Origin of the sequence: Bradyrhizobium diversitatis, from assembly GCF_016031635.1 — a bacterium.
Taxonomy (GTDB): Bacteria; Pseudomonadota; Alphaproteobacteria; order Rhizobiales; family Xanthobacteraceae; genus Bradyrhizobium; species Bradyrhizobium diversitatis.
Window position 1 is genome coordinate 17,175 of sequence record NZ_JACEGD010000062.1, and the last position, 13,949, is coordinate 31,123.

Here is a 13,949-nt window from a genome sequence, read left to right on the forward strand (position 1 = left end):
CGCCAGTTTGAAAACAGCCTTCGAAATCAACCCAAATTTTATAAACCTGAAAAACTACAAACCATCCACTGGGTTCGGGCATGAGATCGGATTGGGTACAGGCCCTTCACTGGCCTATCGGCTCAACATGGCCGGAGGGCCACGAGTAGAACCGGGTCAGTCGCGCTTTAAACGTGGACAAACCCTCATTGCAACTCGTCCGACTGGCTAGCCGATGATACCAGTCTATCGGGATGCTGATTTCATAGGCATTTGGGAGGACGTCATGGCTAGCATCGGTCATGGGCTGATGATCAAGTTTGGGCTCGCGCACCAGCCGTCGCCAGAAAAGGCCGACGAGTGGGCTCGATCGACCAGAGAGCTTATCCGCCAGGGACTGAGCCAGGAACTAGCGGGAGAGCAGGCTGCTAAACGCCTGTTCACCGACTACAAGACCAGGGTTTATGCCTCGGAGGCCGACACTATCGCGCTTCTGCTGCAGCAGGCCGGCGACAAGAAGTAATGATGGAAGAGCTACTGGCCTTCATTGCTAAACCGGCTGTCCTGCCAGCGATAACATTCGTAGTAGGGGGAGTGTTTGGCTTCATTGCAACGCGCTTTACGATGACGGCCTCCGAGAGAAGCGCGCACAAGCAACGCCTGTACGAGAACAGCAACGCTCATAAGCGAGAGAAAGAAAAGAGATATCTTGAGTACGTAGATGCTCTTAGGGCGTATTGCGCCAAGACCGCGCCAATATCGCTGGCGGATTTCCAGAGCGTAGCAACAACAGGCGAACTTTATTTTAGTGAACTCAAGATAATTGCATCAGCGGTCATGGATGGAAGAATTGATACCGCCTCTGCGAGGGACACCTTCATTCCCAATCTAGTTGAGGCGCTGGAAAAGAATATCCCGCAGCACTATGATACGTTGCACAAAATGGCCGTCAGAATTGGTGTTCCATATGAGGGCAAGTTCAGGCGTCTTAGCTACGAGACGCTTTTCAAAGCAGTAGAAAAATACGCGAGCAACGCGGTGCTTCCTCCGCTGCTCGCGGCTGAAACTCACGGCTAACCCGGCTTCCCCCGAATTACCGCAAACTGCTTCTGCCGTTCTGGCGCGGTCGGAACGGGGCACGATGCCGGCTGATTTGCATCGACCATCGCACCAACCGTCGGCAGCGCAGGTTTCCTGGAGTGAAGAATGATCGCGGTGAGCGCTGGCGCCCTGTTCTGTTCGATTTGCCGGGTGACCGGCCAGAAGGTCCAGGGGCTGATCGCGGAGGTCCCTGGCACGCATGAGATGGTAACGACCTCACCTTTTCGAGCCATTCACCGCGTTGATCCCATTGACGACGCGGTGCTTGGGGGCAACCGCAACAAGGGCCGAAAGAGCTGGCGAAAGCGCGGATTAGAGATTCGATTGTCAGGCATTGAGCCGGCTCAGCGCCGCACGGTTGCGGAGCAGGATGCGGCGGGAGGTTTCCAGCGCGATCGTTCCGGACTGCGCCAGCTGGCTGAAGGTCCGCGACACCGTCTCGATCGTCAAGCCGAGATAGTCGGCGACGTCCTGACGCGGCATCGGCAATTCGATCGAATGAGCGGCGGCATTGCGGCGCGACATTTCCAGCAGAAACCCGGCCACCCGTTCTTCCGCGCTTTTCATCAGCACCATTGAGTGCTCGTGCATACGCTGCAGCTCGCGGACCGCAAGCGTCCAGAGCTGTCTGGCAACATCCTTTTCGGACTCGGCCCGGGCCATCACGTCGCTGCGTTTGGCGACCAGGACACGCGCCTCCCTGATCGCTTCCGCCGAGGCAAGATGCACCTCGCTCGCTTCGACATCGAAGACATCGCCGGGCAGATAGAAGCTGCCGATCTGGCGACGGCCGTCATCCAGCGTGCGACAGGTTCGCACCGCGCCGGAGATGACCTGGTAGAGGTATTCCGCCGGATCGTCTTCGCCGTAAATTTCAGCGTTGCGCGCAAAGCGCGTCGAAGCGCCGATCAAGCCCAGCGGGCCTTCGGGCAGGGAATTTGACCGAACCGCAGCGGCCGTTCGCGCGCGGATTGAGGATCCGGCGGTTGCGGCGGTGAGCATGGCAGAAACTCCGGTTTCAATCGTCGGTGACGGCAGTCTGCCCGCTTCCCCGGGTTTCGAAACTCGTGTCATTCCCCTAAGTATAAATCCGGAGGCACCCCCAATTTTGGCTGGCCTGGCGGAGCGTGCGCCCGTGGGTGAAATCGACGGTTGCAGCCCAATCTTCAGCGGATTTCGGTGCAGTGGTCGCGCTGCAACTAAGAATCCGCCTTGCACGGCAAGAGAAATGCCCGACCAAAGTTTAGCCTTCGGTCTTTTTGCTTGTGCACCCCCCTAAGTTGCGGAATGATCCGCTGCGTTGGGGCCGAAAGTGCAGAAATTCTTGATAGCCTTTTTGACAATCGTAAGCGTCGCCTTGAGCGCGACCCTTGGGGTCGTACTTCAAGAGTCCCAGGTCTCAACGCTTGAAATCGATCGAGACAGGGCCGCTCTCACCTCCCAGATATCGACCACGCAAGAGGAGAGCGAAAAATACGGACCTGGACTTCTCAAATCTCTAATTGAGGTTCGGCTCGCCATCGCGCGAAATACGCTGGCCATGCTCGACCAAAAGCGAGCCTCTTTTGTCAGACGTATCACCCTGGACTATCGGCTGGACGGTCGGCCGTTTCACGACGCATCCGACCAAGAACTAAACATGATCCTTGAAGAGCTCTCGCAGGCAGAGAAGAAGGCTGCCGCCTCTCGGCTTGAGGCCGCGAGATACTCCGGCGGGCTGGCTCAGGCGATGTCTCTTCTAAAGGCAGAAACTGACGAGTTGAGTGTATCTCAACTCCGATTGAAATTTTACTCCGCAAAGCATGGAATTCCAATGCCGCTTCCGACTCTCACCGAGAATTCGGGCAAGCCTGCTCAACCACCTGACAAAGTCGTAAAGGATCGTGACGCGCTATGAAGTATGCTCTTGGCCTGATTGCATTCGCAGCATCGTGCCTCGCCTTGCCTACGCACGCACAGTCGCCCGCAACAGATGGTCCGATCGGTCTTGTCTGGGGAAGTTCCTCCGCTGAGATTCAAGCCAACGGGGTCGAACTCAAAGAAATTGAAGGAACGGACTTCGGAAAGAGCTATCTCGCATCGAAGATGGAAAAAGCGCTGGCGGACCAAAGCGGAGCGTTACTGTCATTCGGGTTCAACGACAAGCTTTGGCGTGTCCTTATAACCAGCCGTCCGTTCAGCGAAGACCCGGCAGGTAGTGCGGCGCTGGCTCGCTACGACGAGCTAGCTGGTCTACTGTCAGACAAATACGGAAAAGGAACTCAAGTTCACAGGCTTGGTGAATCGATATACGCTCAATCAGGCTACTTCGTTGCAGGTATACGCGGCGGTCAATCGAGGTGGTTTACGAATTTCGATACCTTCAACCTTTTCATTCAACTTGGTCTCACGGCCAGTGATAGCTCCACCGCAACGTGGCGCTTGATCTACGAGAACAAAATATTTCGACGAGACTTTGAGGCATCGAAGCGTTCACGGGAGAAGGGGACCTTATAACCTGGTGAGACGCTAGCTTTTCTGAACTGCCGGCATCGGGTGACTTAGTTCCATGGCGGAAGCAGATAACGATTTAGAGACACCTTACGTCCTCCTTGATACGCAAGCATTTGTGCAAACAAGAGGTCGAGCTTGTAGTTTAAGTCGGGTTCGCGGGTCAGTTTGATTATGGTGTTACGCATCATCGATCTGACAAATTCACGATCTATCGCATGATCACAGCTGAAGCCGACATCTTCTTGTGTCTCCCATAAGCTGACCAATTCCCCCAGCTGCTGTTGATAGGTGGGCGGCAATCGCCGAGCGGTGGCGACCGTTCGCTTACCGAACCCCCGCTCGATTCGCCGCCCAGGTGTCCTGGGGCTTGCTGATGGTCTTTGCCAGGATTGCGATCGCGTTGCTGATGCTGGGCGCTCGCCGGGTGCGCCGAGGTGGAGGATGTCTCAGGCGGCTCGTCATCGGCGATCGCCCGCCAAGCGGCGCCATCGAGATCGTCATACTGGCCATTCCTGAGCGACCACAGAAAGGCCGCAAGGCCGAGCCCGCCAAGCGCGATCGCAAGCGGCACCAGATAGAGCAGGACTTCCATCAGGCGGGCTCCCTCTGCCGGCGCGCGCGCAAGGCATTGAGCATCACGAGCAGCGATGATCCGGACATCGCGGCCGCGGCGATCAGCGGCGTCACCAGGCCGGCCATGGCGAGCGGCACGGCGAGCGCGTTGTAGATCACCGCGAGCCAGAGGTTCTGCCGCATCAGCCGCACCGCCTGGCGCGAAACGGCGATTGCGGCTTGCACGGGTGCGAGCCGCTCGCCGAGAAACACCGCATGCGCCACCGACTGACTGAGATGCGTCGCGGTGACCGGCGACATCGAGGCGTGAGCACCGGCGAGCGCTGGCGCATCGTTCAGACCGTCTCCGACCATCAGCACCTTGTGGCTGTGGCGCGCGAGCTCGTCGATGCGGGCGATCTTGTCGACCGGGGTCACGTCGGCGCGCCATTGGAAAATGCCGAGCGCTTCGGCAGCGGCCCTGACGGCCGGCTCCCGGTCGCCGGAGAGCATCTCCACCGTCAAGCCCATCCGCTGCAGTGCAGAGACGGTGTTCGCCGCATCAGGACGGATCCGCTGCCGGACTGCGAAGACATGGCGCATCAAACCATGTCGAAACGCGACGACCGATGCCTCGGGATCGTTCTGCAGAATCCGGTTAGCCGGCTCATCGGCGCCGCACCAGGACGGCCGCCCGAGCCTGATGTCGACACCATCGACGACGCCGGACACGCCCTGCCCCGGTACCTCAGCGATGCCCGGCAGCGGCGCTTTTGCGCCTGCCGCGCGCGCAACCGCGGCGGCGACCGGATGGCGGCTCGAGAGCGCCAGGCGGCCGGCCAAATCGAAGACATCGGCAGGAATTGACGCGGCATTTGCAACGTCGAGCTCGGGCAGAGTCAGCGTGCCGGTCTTATCGAAGATCACCCGATCGACCTCAGCGATCCGCTCGATCGCCTCACCTGCATTGAGCAACACGCCTGAGCCGAACAGGGCGCCGGAGGCCACCGTCTGAACGGCTGGAATGGCGAGGCCGAGCGCGCAGGGACAGGTGATGATGAGGACCGCGATTGCAATCACGATTGCATCGTGGAGCGTGGCGCCTGCGATAAGCCAGCCGATCATCGTCAGCAGCGCCGTGGCGTGAACGAGGGGGGCATAAAGTCGTGAGGCACGTTCGGCAAGGCGCAGATAGCGCGAACGCGATTGCAGGGCATTTTCCAGCAGCCGGGAGATTTCAGACAGAAGCGTTGCTTCGGAAGCCGCCGAGACGCGCACGCGCAGCGCGCCGGATCGCACCAGGGTCCCGGCGTAGACCGCACTTCCGGCGACTGCCGTCGCTGGCCGTGTCTCGCCGGTAATCAGGCTCTGATCTATCTCGGAGCGGCCGCTGAGGACAGCGCCGTCGACGGCCGACCGCTCTCCGGGACGGAGCAGCACGATGTCACCGGGGTGGATCGCGGCGACGGGAACGGTGCGGATCTCCTCGTCAGTGATGAATTTTGTTGCCGTTTCCGCCTTCAGCGCGGCAAGATTGCCGGCAAAGGCGCGGGTGCGCCGACGCATGTTCTGATCGAGATAACGGCCCGCGAGCAGGAATGCGATCAGCATGATTGCCGCGTCGAAATAGGCGTGCTCGGCATGCGCAGCCGTTTCGAACAGCGACATCGTCAGCGCCAGGACGATGCCGATCGAAATCGGCACATCCATGTTGACACGGCGCGCACGCAGCGCCGCACAGGCCGACGCAAAGAACGGCTGGGCCGAATAGGCTGCCGCCGGCAGCACGATCAGTGCGGAGAGCCAATGAAAGAAGTCGCGCTGCTCACCCAGCATGTCACTGAGATTGCCGGACCAGACCGGCACCGACAGCATCATCACATTCATCGCCGCGAAAGCGGCAACACCCAGGCGCCGCAGCAGCGCGCCCGCGAGATCGGCTTCCCGTGTCTCTGCGCGCGCCGGCTCGAACGGATGGGCCTTGTAGCCGAGCTCGGCGAGACGAACGACGAAGAGCGCAGGATCCACCGCGCCCGCCTTCCACTCCAGCGCCAGGCGCCGATCGGTCAGATTGACCCGCGCCAAGGTGACATCCGGGATCTGCGACAAGTTGCACTCGATCTTGGCCATGCAGCCGGCGCAACAGATGCCGTCGACGGCGAGATCGAGGCGCAGGTGATCCGGGCCGGACTTCTTCAGGAAGTGCGAAAAATCAATGGTCGATTGCATGGCAGCACGCCTCAGTTCAAAACAACGCGGTTGCGCGACAGGAACAGGCGCTTTCCGTCCCGCTCGGCCTCGATCACCAGGTCCCATTGCCCCACCGCAACGCCATGCGCAATGCCGTGGTAGTTGCCGCCGCCCCCCTCGGTCATCGCAAACGCCTGGTCGGCTCGGCGGTCGGTCGGCCGCTCGAGCCGGCCGAAGACCGACAACCCGGCAAGCGGCGCGCCGTCCTGCGCCTTCGCGACCAGAGTCAGCCGGGCCGTCCCGCCGGCCTGGCGCTCGATATGCGCATCGATTTTCCAATCGCGCCCGTTCTGCTGATGCGCAGCCTGGATGTCCCTTTGATAGGCAAGGCTCGCGCTATAGGCGCTGTCGACGTCGGTACCCGGCAGCGTGGTAATGGCAAGCCGCATCATCACCGCGTTGACGCCGATCACGACGGCAAAGAAAGAAAGTACGGCGATCAGGACAAAGCGCCCGGTGATCGGCCGTATGGCGGATGAAGAGGTTGTCATGTCCGGTTTCCTTCCGATTTCAGGGCGTCACAAAATGATCGGTGGCGGAGGCAACCTCGCCGAGCCCGATGTCGGTGATGCGGAACTTCACCGGCTGGGTCTTCTCCATTGTCTCGCCGAAGGGTGCAGTCACCAGCACGCGCAACTCGGTGGTGGCATCGCGCGCGAGGACGATCATGGGCCGGTCCGGCGTGACGGAATCGACGCCGGCGATGTGGATCTGCGCGTTGGCGGGGCCGTCGACATCGACGGCAATCACGCGATCAAATCCGCGCTTGTTGAGGAAGCGCAGCGTATAGCCGTTGCGGATCGCGCCGGCGCTGAGCTTGACCGCCACGGGGTTACGGTCGTGCAGCACGTTGAGGTCCAGCAGCGAGCGCGTCAGCAGCGCATACAGCATCACCGCGCAAACCATGCCGATCAGCGCCGCGTAGACGACCGTCCGGGCGCGAATCGGCTTAAAGACTTCCTTTTGGCCGGCGATCCTGCGATTGCCATTGAGGTCGTTGTCGTAGCCGATCAGCCGCGTCGGCCGACCGATCTTCCCCATCACGGTATCGCAGGCATCGATGCAGAGGCCGCACTGGATGCAGCCGAGCTGCGCACCGTTGCGGATGTCGATGCCGGTCGGGCAGACCGCGACGCACTGGTTGCAATCGATGCACTCACCGATCTTCTCGCCCAGAGCGCGCAGGTCTCTTCCTTTCTTCATCGAGCAACGCGGCTCGCCGCGGTCGTATTTGTAGGTGACGTTGAGCGCCCACTCATCGGTGAGCGCGGCCTGGATGCGCGGCCACGGGCACATGTACAGACAGACCTGCTCCCGTGCGTGGCCGGCCAGGAGATAGGTGGAAACCGTCAGAATGCCGATCCAGATATAGGCGATCGCCGGCGCGTGCAACGTGGCGAGATCCTTCACCAGCGCCGGTGCATCCGAGAAATAGAGGACCCAGGCGCCGCCGGTCCACCAGGCGATCATCAGCCAGATCGCGTGCTTCAACGCGCGCCGCGCCAGGCGATTGGCTGTCAGCGGACCGGCATCGGCCTTGATTCGCGCGCGGCGGTCGCCCTCGGTCCAGCGTTCCACCGCATAGAACAGGTCCGTCCACACCGTCTGTGGACAGAGATAGCCGCACCAGATGCGGCCGCCGAGCGCATTCATCAGGAACAAGGTGAAGGCAGCGAGGATCAACAACCCGGTGAAGTAGTAGAACTCCTGCGGCCACAGCTCGATGAAGAAGAAATAGAAGCGCTGGTTGGGAAAATCGATCAGCACGGCCTGGTCGGGCGCGCCGAGGCCGCGATTCCAGCGCACCAACGGCAGCAGGTAATAGACGCCGAGGCAAAGCGCCAGGCTCCATTCCCGCAAGGCGAACGGCTTCACCTGGGTGAACCGGTCGAACCTCGCGAAGGCATTGCTATTTGCCGCCGCCGAGCGAGTGGACGTAGACCGCGAGCGCCTTGGTCGTGAGCGGATCCAGCCGTCCGCTCCAGGCGGGCATGACCCCGGCGCGGCCCTTGGTGATGGTCTCCACAAGCGTGGACTGGTCCGAGCCATAGAGCCAGATCTGGTCGGTCAGGTTCGGCGCGCCGAACTCCTGATTGCCTTTGCCATCCTCGCCGTGACAGCTCACGCAGTTCTCGGCGAAGATCGTCTTGCCCGCGGCTGGGTCATAGCCGGCGGCGGTCGCCAGTCCCGAGAGCGAACGCACGTAATTGGCCACCGTGACGATCTCGTCCGTCTTCAAGATGCCGTCGCGGCCGAAGGCGAGCATCTGGCCTTCATGCGCCTTGGCGTTGCCGGATCGCGCGCCGAACTGGATGGTCTGCATGATCTGGTCGAGCGTGCCGCCCCAGAGCCAGTCGTCGTCGTTCAGATTCGGATAGCCCTTCGCGCCGGCGGCGCCGCTGCCGTGACAGGGCGCACAATTGTCGCCGAACACCGTCTTGCCTCGCGCCCGCGCCAAGGCCAGCAGCGCCGGGTCGTTCTCGATGTCGGCAAGAGATGCGGTGTCAAGCGCCTTCATCTTCTCGCCGCGGAAAGCTTCGAGTTGGGCGAGATTTGCGGCCACGGCGGCGCGATTGGTGTAGTGCAGGACGCCAGCCGTGTAGCCGCTCACCAGCGGCCACGCCGGATAGACCACCCAATAGCCGAAGGCCCAGACGATGGTGGCGTAGAAAGTCAGCACCCACCAGCGGGGAAGCGGCGTGTTCAGCTCCTCGATGCCGTCCCATTCGTGGCCCGTGGTCGACCGGCCGGAAACACGGTCGGTCTCGTTGTGCTGGCTCATCTGTCAATCCTCCCGCAGCGGCATTTTCGCCGCGGCATCGAACAGCGCCTTGTTGCGGGGACGCAGCGCGTAAAAGACGATAGCAAGAAAGATGCCGACGAAGACCGGCGTCCAGAAACTGAGCACGAACTGCGACACCAGGTTTTCAATGGAGACAATCGCCTTCATCACAAAATGCCTTCAACGCAGATTGGCTTTTTCGTCGTAGAGCCTGAAGTCGACCAGCGTCCCCAGCATCTGCAGGTAGGCGACCAGCGCATCGAGTTCGGTGGGCCGGCCGACCCTGCCCTCGCAGCTGCGGATAACCGCATTTGGATAGCGCCTCTGGAACGCTTCGGCATCCGCACCATCGGGATCGAGCTGAGCCATGAGGTCGGCTTTGGCATGGGCGATCTGGTCGTCGGTATAGGGTACGCCGATCGCGCGGCTGGTGCGCAGATGCCCGGCGACGTCCTCAAGCTCGAGTTCGGTGGCAGCCAGCGATGGATACCCCGGCATCACCGATTGCGGCACGATCGCCCGGGGATCGATCAGGTGGCGGACATGCCAATCATCGGAATATTTGCCGCCGACGCGGGCGAGATCAGGACCGGTACGCTTCGATCCCCACTGGAACGGGTGATCGTACATGCTCTCGGCGGCCAGCGAGTAGTGGCCGTAGCGCTCCACTTCGTCGCGCAGCGGGCGGATCATCTGCGAGTGGCAGAGATAGCAACCCTCACGGACATAGATGTTGCGTCCGGCAAGCTCGAGCGGCGTGTAGGGACGAACGCCGTCGACCGCCTCGATCGTGCTCTTGAGATAGAACAGCGGCGTGATCTCGACGAGGCCGCCGATCGCGATGACCACGAGGATTCCACCGATCAGGATGGTCGCGTTCTTCTCGAAGATCTTGTGTCGGTTCCAGAAGGACATGGGATGACCTATTCGGCTGGCTGGAGCCGTCCGGCGGCGCGTGCCGCCTCGGCTTCGCCGGCTCTGACCGTCATCCAGAGATTGAAGGCCATAATCAGCGCGCCGATCAGGAACAACGCGCCCCCGGCTGCACGGATGATGTAGAAGGGGTGCATGGCCTCGACGGTCTCGATGAAGGAATATTCGAGGAAGCCGAGCGAGGTGTAGGCGCGCCACATCAGGCCCTGCAGGATTCCAGACACCCACATGGCGGAAATGTAGAGCACGATGCCGATGGTGGCGATCCAGAAGTGCCAGTTGACCAGCTTGAGGCTGTAGAGTCCGTTGCGATTCCACGCCCACGGCACCAGGCAGTACAGCGCGCCGAAGGAGACAAAGCCGACCCAGCCGAGCGCGCCGGAATGCACGTGGCCGATGGTCCAGTCGGTGTAATGGCTGAGCGAGTTGACGACCTTGATCGCCATGATCGGGCCTTCGAACGTCGACATGCCGTAAAAGGCGACGGAGACGACGAGCATACGCAGCACCGGGTCGGTGCGCAGCTTGTCCCAGGCGCCGGACAAGGTCATGAGCCCGTTGATCATGCCGCCCCAGGAGGGCATCCACAGCATGATCGAAAAGGTCATGCCGAGCGTCTGCGCCCAGTCAGGCAGCGCGGTGTAGTGCAGATGGTGCGGGCCAGCCCAGATATAGAGGAAGATCAGCGCCCAGAAATGGATGATGGAAAGCCGGTAGGAATAGATCGGCCGTTCGGCGCGCTTGGGGATGAAATAGTACATGATTGCGAGGAAACCGGCCGTCAGAAAGAAACCCACCGCATTGTGCCCGTACCACCACTGGAACATGGCGTCCTGCACGCCGCCCCAGGCGACGTAGGACTTCGAGCCGAGCAATGAGACCGGCAACGCGGGATTGTTGCCGAGGTGGAGCACGGCGATGGTGACGATAAACGCCAGATAGAACCAGTTGGCGACGAAGATGTGCGGTTCCTTGCGCTTGACCAGCGTCGCCAGGAACACCAGCAGATAAGTCACCCAAACGATTGTCAGCCACAGATCGGCGTACCACTCGGGCTCCGCATATTCCTTGGATTGGGTGACGCCGAGCAGATAGCCGGTGCCGGCGATCAGGATAAAGAAATTGTAGCCCAGCACGACGAACCAGGGCGCGAGATCGCCGGCGAGCCGCGTGCGGCAGGTCTTTTGCACGACGTAGAATGAGGTCGCGATCAGGACATTGCCGCCGAACGCGAAGATCACGGCCGACGTGTGCAGCGGACGAAGGCGGCCGAAGCTGGTCCAGGGCAGATCGAGATTAAGCGCGGGCCATGCCAGTTGCGAGGCGATGATCAGCCCGACGGCAAAGCCGGCAATGCCCCAGAACATCGCCGCCACGGATGCGAACTTGATCGATCCCAGATTGTAGTTGGGGCGCCCGTTGATCTCCTGCGGGGGCAGCTTGGCCGGGCGATCATAGTAGCGGTTGAGGATCGCAAACGCAGCCGCGATGCTGGCCGCGCATCCAAGCGAGGCGTGAAAGGCGAACGGGGCGTCATGCGCGAATCCCGCACCGATCAGGCAAAGGAATGCGAGCACCGCAAACAGCGGCCACAACGTCGCCTCTCCAATCGTCATCGATTTTGCGCCGGCGGAGACGTTCGTCATGCTGCGACCTCCTCGAGGAGTGGATCAGGGAGGCACGCGCGGCGCCCGGGTTGATCGACATCAATTGCGGGTGGCGGGGCCCGGCAGAACCGGTGGGGCGCACCGCTGCACATCGTCTGCTAACGCCCGCAGCGTCTGCTCATTCGGGCAGTATTTTGCGGGCGTCGCTTGCCGGTCGCGATTCAAGTCCCGGGCGCAGCGCGCCTTGGACGAGCATTGGCTGCACACGCGTCGCAGATCGCGGAGCACGTCACCGTGAGATGCGTCCAAATCGTCCTCGGCAAGACCCGCATGGGAGAGGCGCCTGCTCAGCGACTGAAGCGAACCCGAAGGCTTCAAGATCAGCGCTAAGAGCTCCGTCCTGGAAAGATTCAGCTCGCGCGCGATAACCTCGATCTCCCGCTGGTCCAGCCGCTGCAATTCGTTCCTGCGATCCATGACGCCCTTCAAGCGGTCACGGAGATTGCCGAACAATGTGCTGCACGTCTTGCCGGCCGCTTCAATCAACATCTGACGATTTGGGTCCCTTTTCGATGGTGTGTTACATCCGCCGAGGGACTTTGTCGTTGATGCAGATCAAATTGCGTTGCTGAACTGTGCGGCCTGCGCGCATCGATAGGTATCGAACGTTGCGGCGATGACGCGAACGACGGCCCGGCCGGCTTGTGTCACCGTCAATTTCGCGCCCGCGATCTCGACCAGCCCCTCCGATTGCATCGGTGTCAGCCTCGCCAATTCATTGCGGAACTCGGCATTTGGCGCGACGTCATCGAGATCGACGGTGAAATCGCACATCAGCCGCTCGATGATGTGCGCGCGCTGCCGGTCGTTTTCATCGCGCCGGCATCCCCTGGCGGAGGCGAGTGAGCCGGCAGCGATGGCGCCGACATATCTCGGAACATCCGCGACGTTCTGCACGAAGCCGTCCGCGAAGGTCGATATCGAGGAGGCGCCGAGGCCGAGAAGAGCGCCGCTGGCATCCTCGGTATAGCCCTGGAAATTGCGATGCAGCTTCCCACCTGCCGCGGCCCTTGCGAGCGCATCGCCAGGCTTGGCAAAATGATCGATGCCGATTCTCACATAGCCAGCGCCAACCAGCTCCTCAGACATGACCTCGGCCTGCTCGATGCGCTGATCCTGCGACGGCAGTTTGGCTTCGTCGATACGCCGCTGGTTGGCCTTGAGCCGCGGCAGGTGCGCATAGCCGAAGCAGGCGATGCGGTCCGGCCCCATCGCCGCGACCAGCGCACAAGTCTTGCGAATCGAAGCGGCTGTCTGCAGCGGCAGCCCATACATCAGATCGAAGTTCAGATTTCTGATTTCGACCGACCGCAATCGCTCGACGGCCGCCTCGACAACAAACAGCGGCTGGACGCGGCCGATCGCGGCCTGGACCAAAGGATTGACGTCCTGCACGCCCAGACTCGCACGGGTGACACCGAGTTCCGCCAGGGCCTCCACGAGCGCGACAGTCACGTGACGTGGATCGAGCTCGATCGCGTGCTCGGAACCATTTGCGAATGGAAACTGACGGCGGAGGGCGGCGATGGCGGATCGCAAACCGTCAGGCCCGAGAATGCTGGGCGTGCCACCGCCCCAGTGGAGCCGGAGTATTTCAGGCCTCTCCCCAAGAAGACCCGCAACAAGATCGATCTCCGTCTCAAGCGCGCGGCGATAGGCACCGACCACGTCATCACGGACGGCCATTTTGGTCGTGCAGCCGCAGTACAGGCATATCTTCCGGCAATAAGGCACGTGAAGATAGACCGAGACGGCCTGACCTGCCCCGAGGCCGGCGAGCCAAACCTCGTGGTCTTTCACGCCAACGTCGGCTGAGAAATCGGCGGCAGTCGGATAAGACGTGTAGCGCGGCACATTGTAGCCCGCATAGCGGCGCATGACGGGGTTCATGGCACATCGACCTTGCTAGGAGGCCCCGGCCCGCTCCAGCGCGGCAGGCGCCCGGAATTCGACGGCATCCGCGAAGATCGTCCAGTCATGGACGTGCTTCTGCCGGCAGAAATCGGCTTCCGCTCGTCCAACCGCGTCCGTCAGGGACGGAGCTTCGATGGTGAACGCCGCCTGGCACGCGCGATGCTCGTGCCCGGTGTCGTCACAGACTGTCTTGATGAAGCGCACCTCAAATAAGCGCATTGTGTTCTCCTGTTTGCCGACATGTTGCTCAGAACCGGAGCGAAGTCCTTGAGCAAGAT

Annotated in this window: 15 protein-coding genes and 1 pseudogene; 4 read left to right on the top strand and 12 right to left on the bottom strand. The window is 61.5% G+C overall.

Annotation, left to right across the window (positions count from 1 at the left end):
* Positions 1–265 precede the first annotated feature (265 nt).
* Positions 266–502, top strand: coding sequence for a hypothetical protein (locus H1B27_RS37430; protein ID WP_197969489.1), 237 nt, complete (start codon positions 266–268; stop codon positions 500–502).
* A 2-nt stretch (positions 503–504) separates the two neighbouring features.
* Complete coding sequence (locus H1B27_RS37435) at positions 505–1,056, top strand: hypothetical protein (protein ID WP_197969490.1); 552 nt, start codon at positions 505–507, stop codon at positions 1,054–1,056.
* A 351-nt stretch (positions 1,057–1,407) separates the two neighbouring features.
* On the opposite strand, the gene H1B27_RS37440 is transcribed toward H1B27_RS37435, so the two are convergent.
* On the bottom strand, positions 1,408–2,298 hold the full coding sequence (locus H1B27_RS37440) for a helix-turn-helix domain-containing protein (RefSeq protein ID WP_311977726.1): 891 nt from the start codon (positions 2,296–2,298) through the stop codon (positions 1,408–1,410).
* Between the two features lie 94 nt (positions 2,299–2,392).
* On the opposite strand from H1B27_RS37440, the gene H1B27_RS37445 reads away from it, so the two are divergent.
* Complete coding sequence (locus H1B27_RS37445; RefSeq protein WP_197969491.1) at positions 2,393–2,977, top strand: hypothetical protein; 585 nt, start codon at positions 2,393–2,395, stop codon at positions 2,975–2,977.
* Positions 2,974–3,576: a hypothetical protein gene (locus H1B27_RS37450; RefSeq protein ID WP_197969492.1), complete on the top strand. Its 603-nt coding sequence runs from the start codon at positions 2,974–2,976 to the stop codon at positions 3,574–3,576. Before H1B27_RS37445 ends, H1B27_RS37450 begins: the two co-directional genes overlap by 4 nt.
* A 442-nt stretch (positions 3,577–4,018) precedes the next feature.
* On the opposite strand, the pseudogene ccoS reads toward H1B27_RS37450, so the two are convergent.
* The 11 genes and pseudogenes from ccoS to H1B27_RS37505 all read right to left on the bottom strand — a co-directional run.
* Positions 4,019–4,165: pseudogene (gene ccoS, locus H1B27_RS37455) on the bottom strand (cbb3-type cytochrome oxidase assembly protein CcoS); the annotation flags it as partial.
* Complete coding sequence (locus tag H1B27_RS37460; protein WP_197969493.1) at positions 4,165–6,354, bottom strand: heavy metal translocating P-type ATPase; 2,190 nt, start codon at positions 6,352–6,354, stop codon at positions 4,165–4,167. The gene H1B27_RS37460 and the pseudogene ccoS, both read right to left, overlap by 1 nt.
* Before the next feature lie 11 nt (positions 6,355–6,365).
* Positions 6,366–6,866: a FixH family protein gene (locus H1B27_RS37465; RefSeq protein WP_197969494.1), complete on the bottom strand. Its 501-nt coding sequence runs from the start codon at positions 6,864–6,866 to the stop codon at positions 6,366–6,368.
* Positions 6,867–6,885: 19 nt separating this feature from the next.
* Positions 6,886–8,250, bottom strand: coding sequence for a cytochrome c oxidase accessory protein CcoG (gene ccoG, locus H1B27_RS37470; protein WP_311977729.1), 1,365 nt, complete (start codon positions 8,248–8,250; stop codon positions 6,886–6,888).
* A 34-nt stretch (positions 8,251–8,284) separates the two neighbouring features.
* Positions 8,285–9,157, bottom strand: coding sequence for a cytochrome-c oxidase, cbb3-type subunit III (gene ccoP / locus H1B27_RS37475; protein ID WP_197969495.1), 873 nt, complete (start codon positions 9,155–9,157; stop codon positions 8,285–8,287).
* Positions 9,158–9,160: 3 nt separating this feature from the next.
* A complete protein-coding gene (locus H1B27_RS37480) occupies positions 9,161–9,325 on the bottom strand; it encodes a cbb3-type cytochrome c oxidase subunit 3 (RefSeq protein ID WP_197969496.1) in 165 nt (54 codons plus the stop codon).
* A gap of 12 nt (positions 9,326–9,337) precedes the next feature.
* Positions 9,338–10,072, bottom strand: coding sequence for a cytochrome-c oxidase, cbb3-type subunit II (gene ccoO / locus H1B27_RS37485; RefSeq protein ID WP_197969497.1), 735 nt, complete (start codon positions 10,070–10,072; stop codon positions 9,338–9,340).
* A gap of 8 nt (positions 10,073–10,080) precedes the next feature.
* Positions 10,081–11,706: a cytochrome-c oxidase, cbb3-type subunit I gene (gene ccoN, locus H1B27_RS37490; protein ID WP_376709025.1), complete on the bottom strand. Its 1,626-nt coding sequence runs from the start codon at positions 11,704–11,706 to the stop codon at positions 10,081–10,083.
* A 90-nt stretch (positions 11,707–11,796) separates the two neighbouring features.
* On the bottom strand, positions 11,797–12,246 hold the full coding sequence (locus H1B27_RS37495) for a DUF6455 family protein (protein WP_197969499.1): 450 nt from the start codon (positions 12,244–12,246) through the stop codon (positions 11,797–11,799).
* 66 nt (positions 12,247–12,312) lie between these two features.
* Positions 12,313–13,647 (bottom strand): oxygen-independent coproporphyrinogen III oxidase, encoded by a 1,335-nt coding sequence (hemN, locus tag H1B27_RS37500; RefSeq protein ID WP_197969500.1) that lies wholly within the window; start codon positions 13,645–13,647, stop codon positions 12,313–12,315.
* Positions 13,648–13,662: 15 nt separating this feature from the next.
* Positions 13,663–13,890: a hypothetical protein gene (locus tag H1B27_RS37505; RefSeq protein WP_197969501.1), complete on the bottom strand. Its 228-nt coding sequence runs from the start codon at positions 13,888–13,890 to the stop codon at positions 13,663–13,665.
* Positions 13,891–13,949 lie beyond the last annotated feature (59 nt).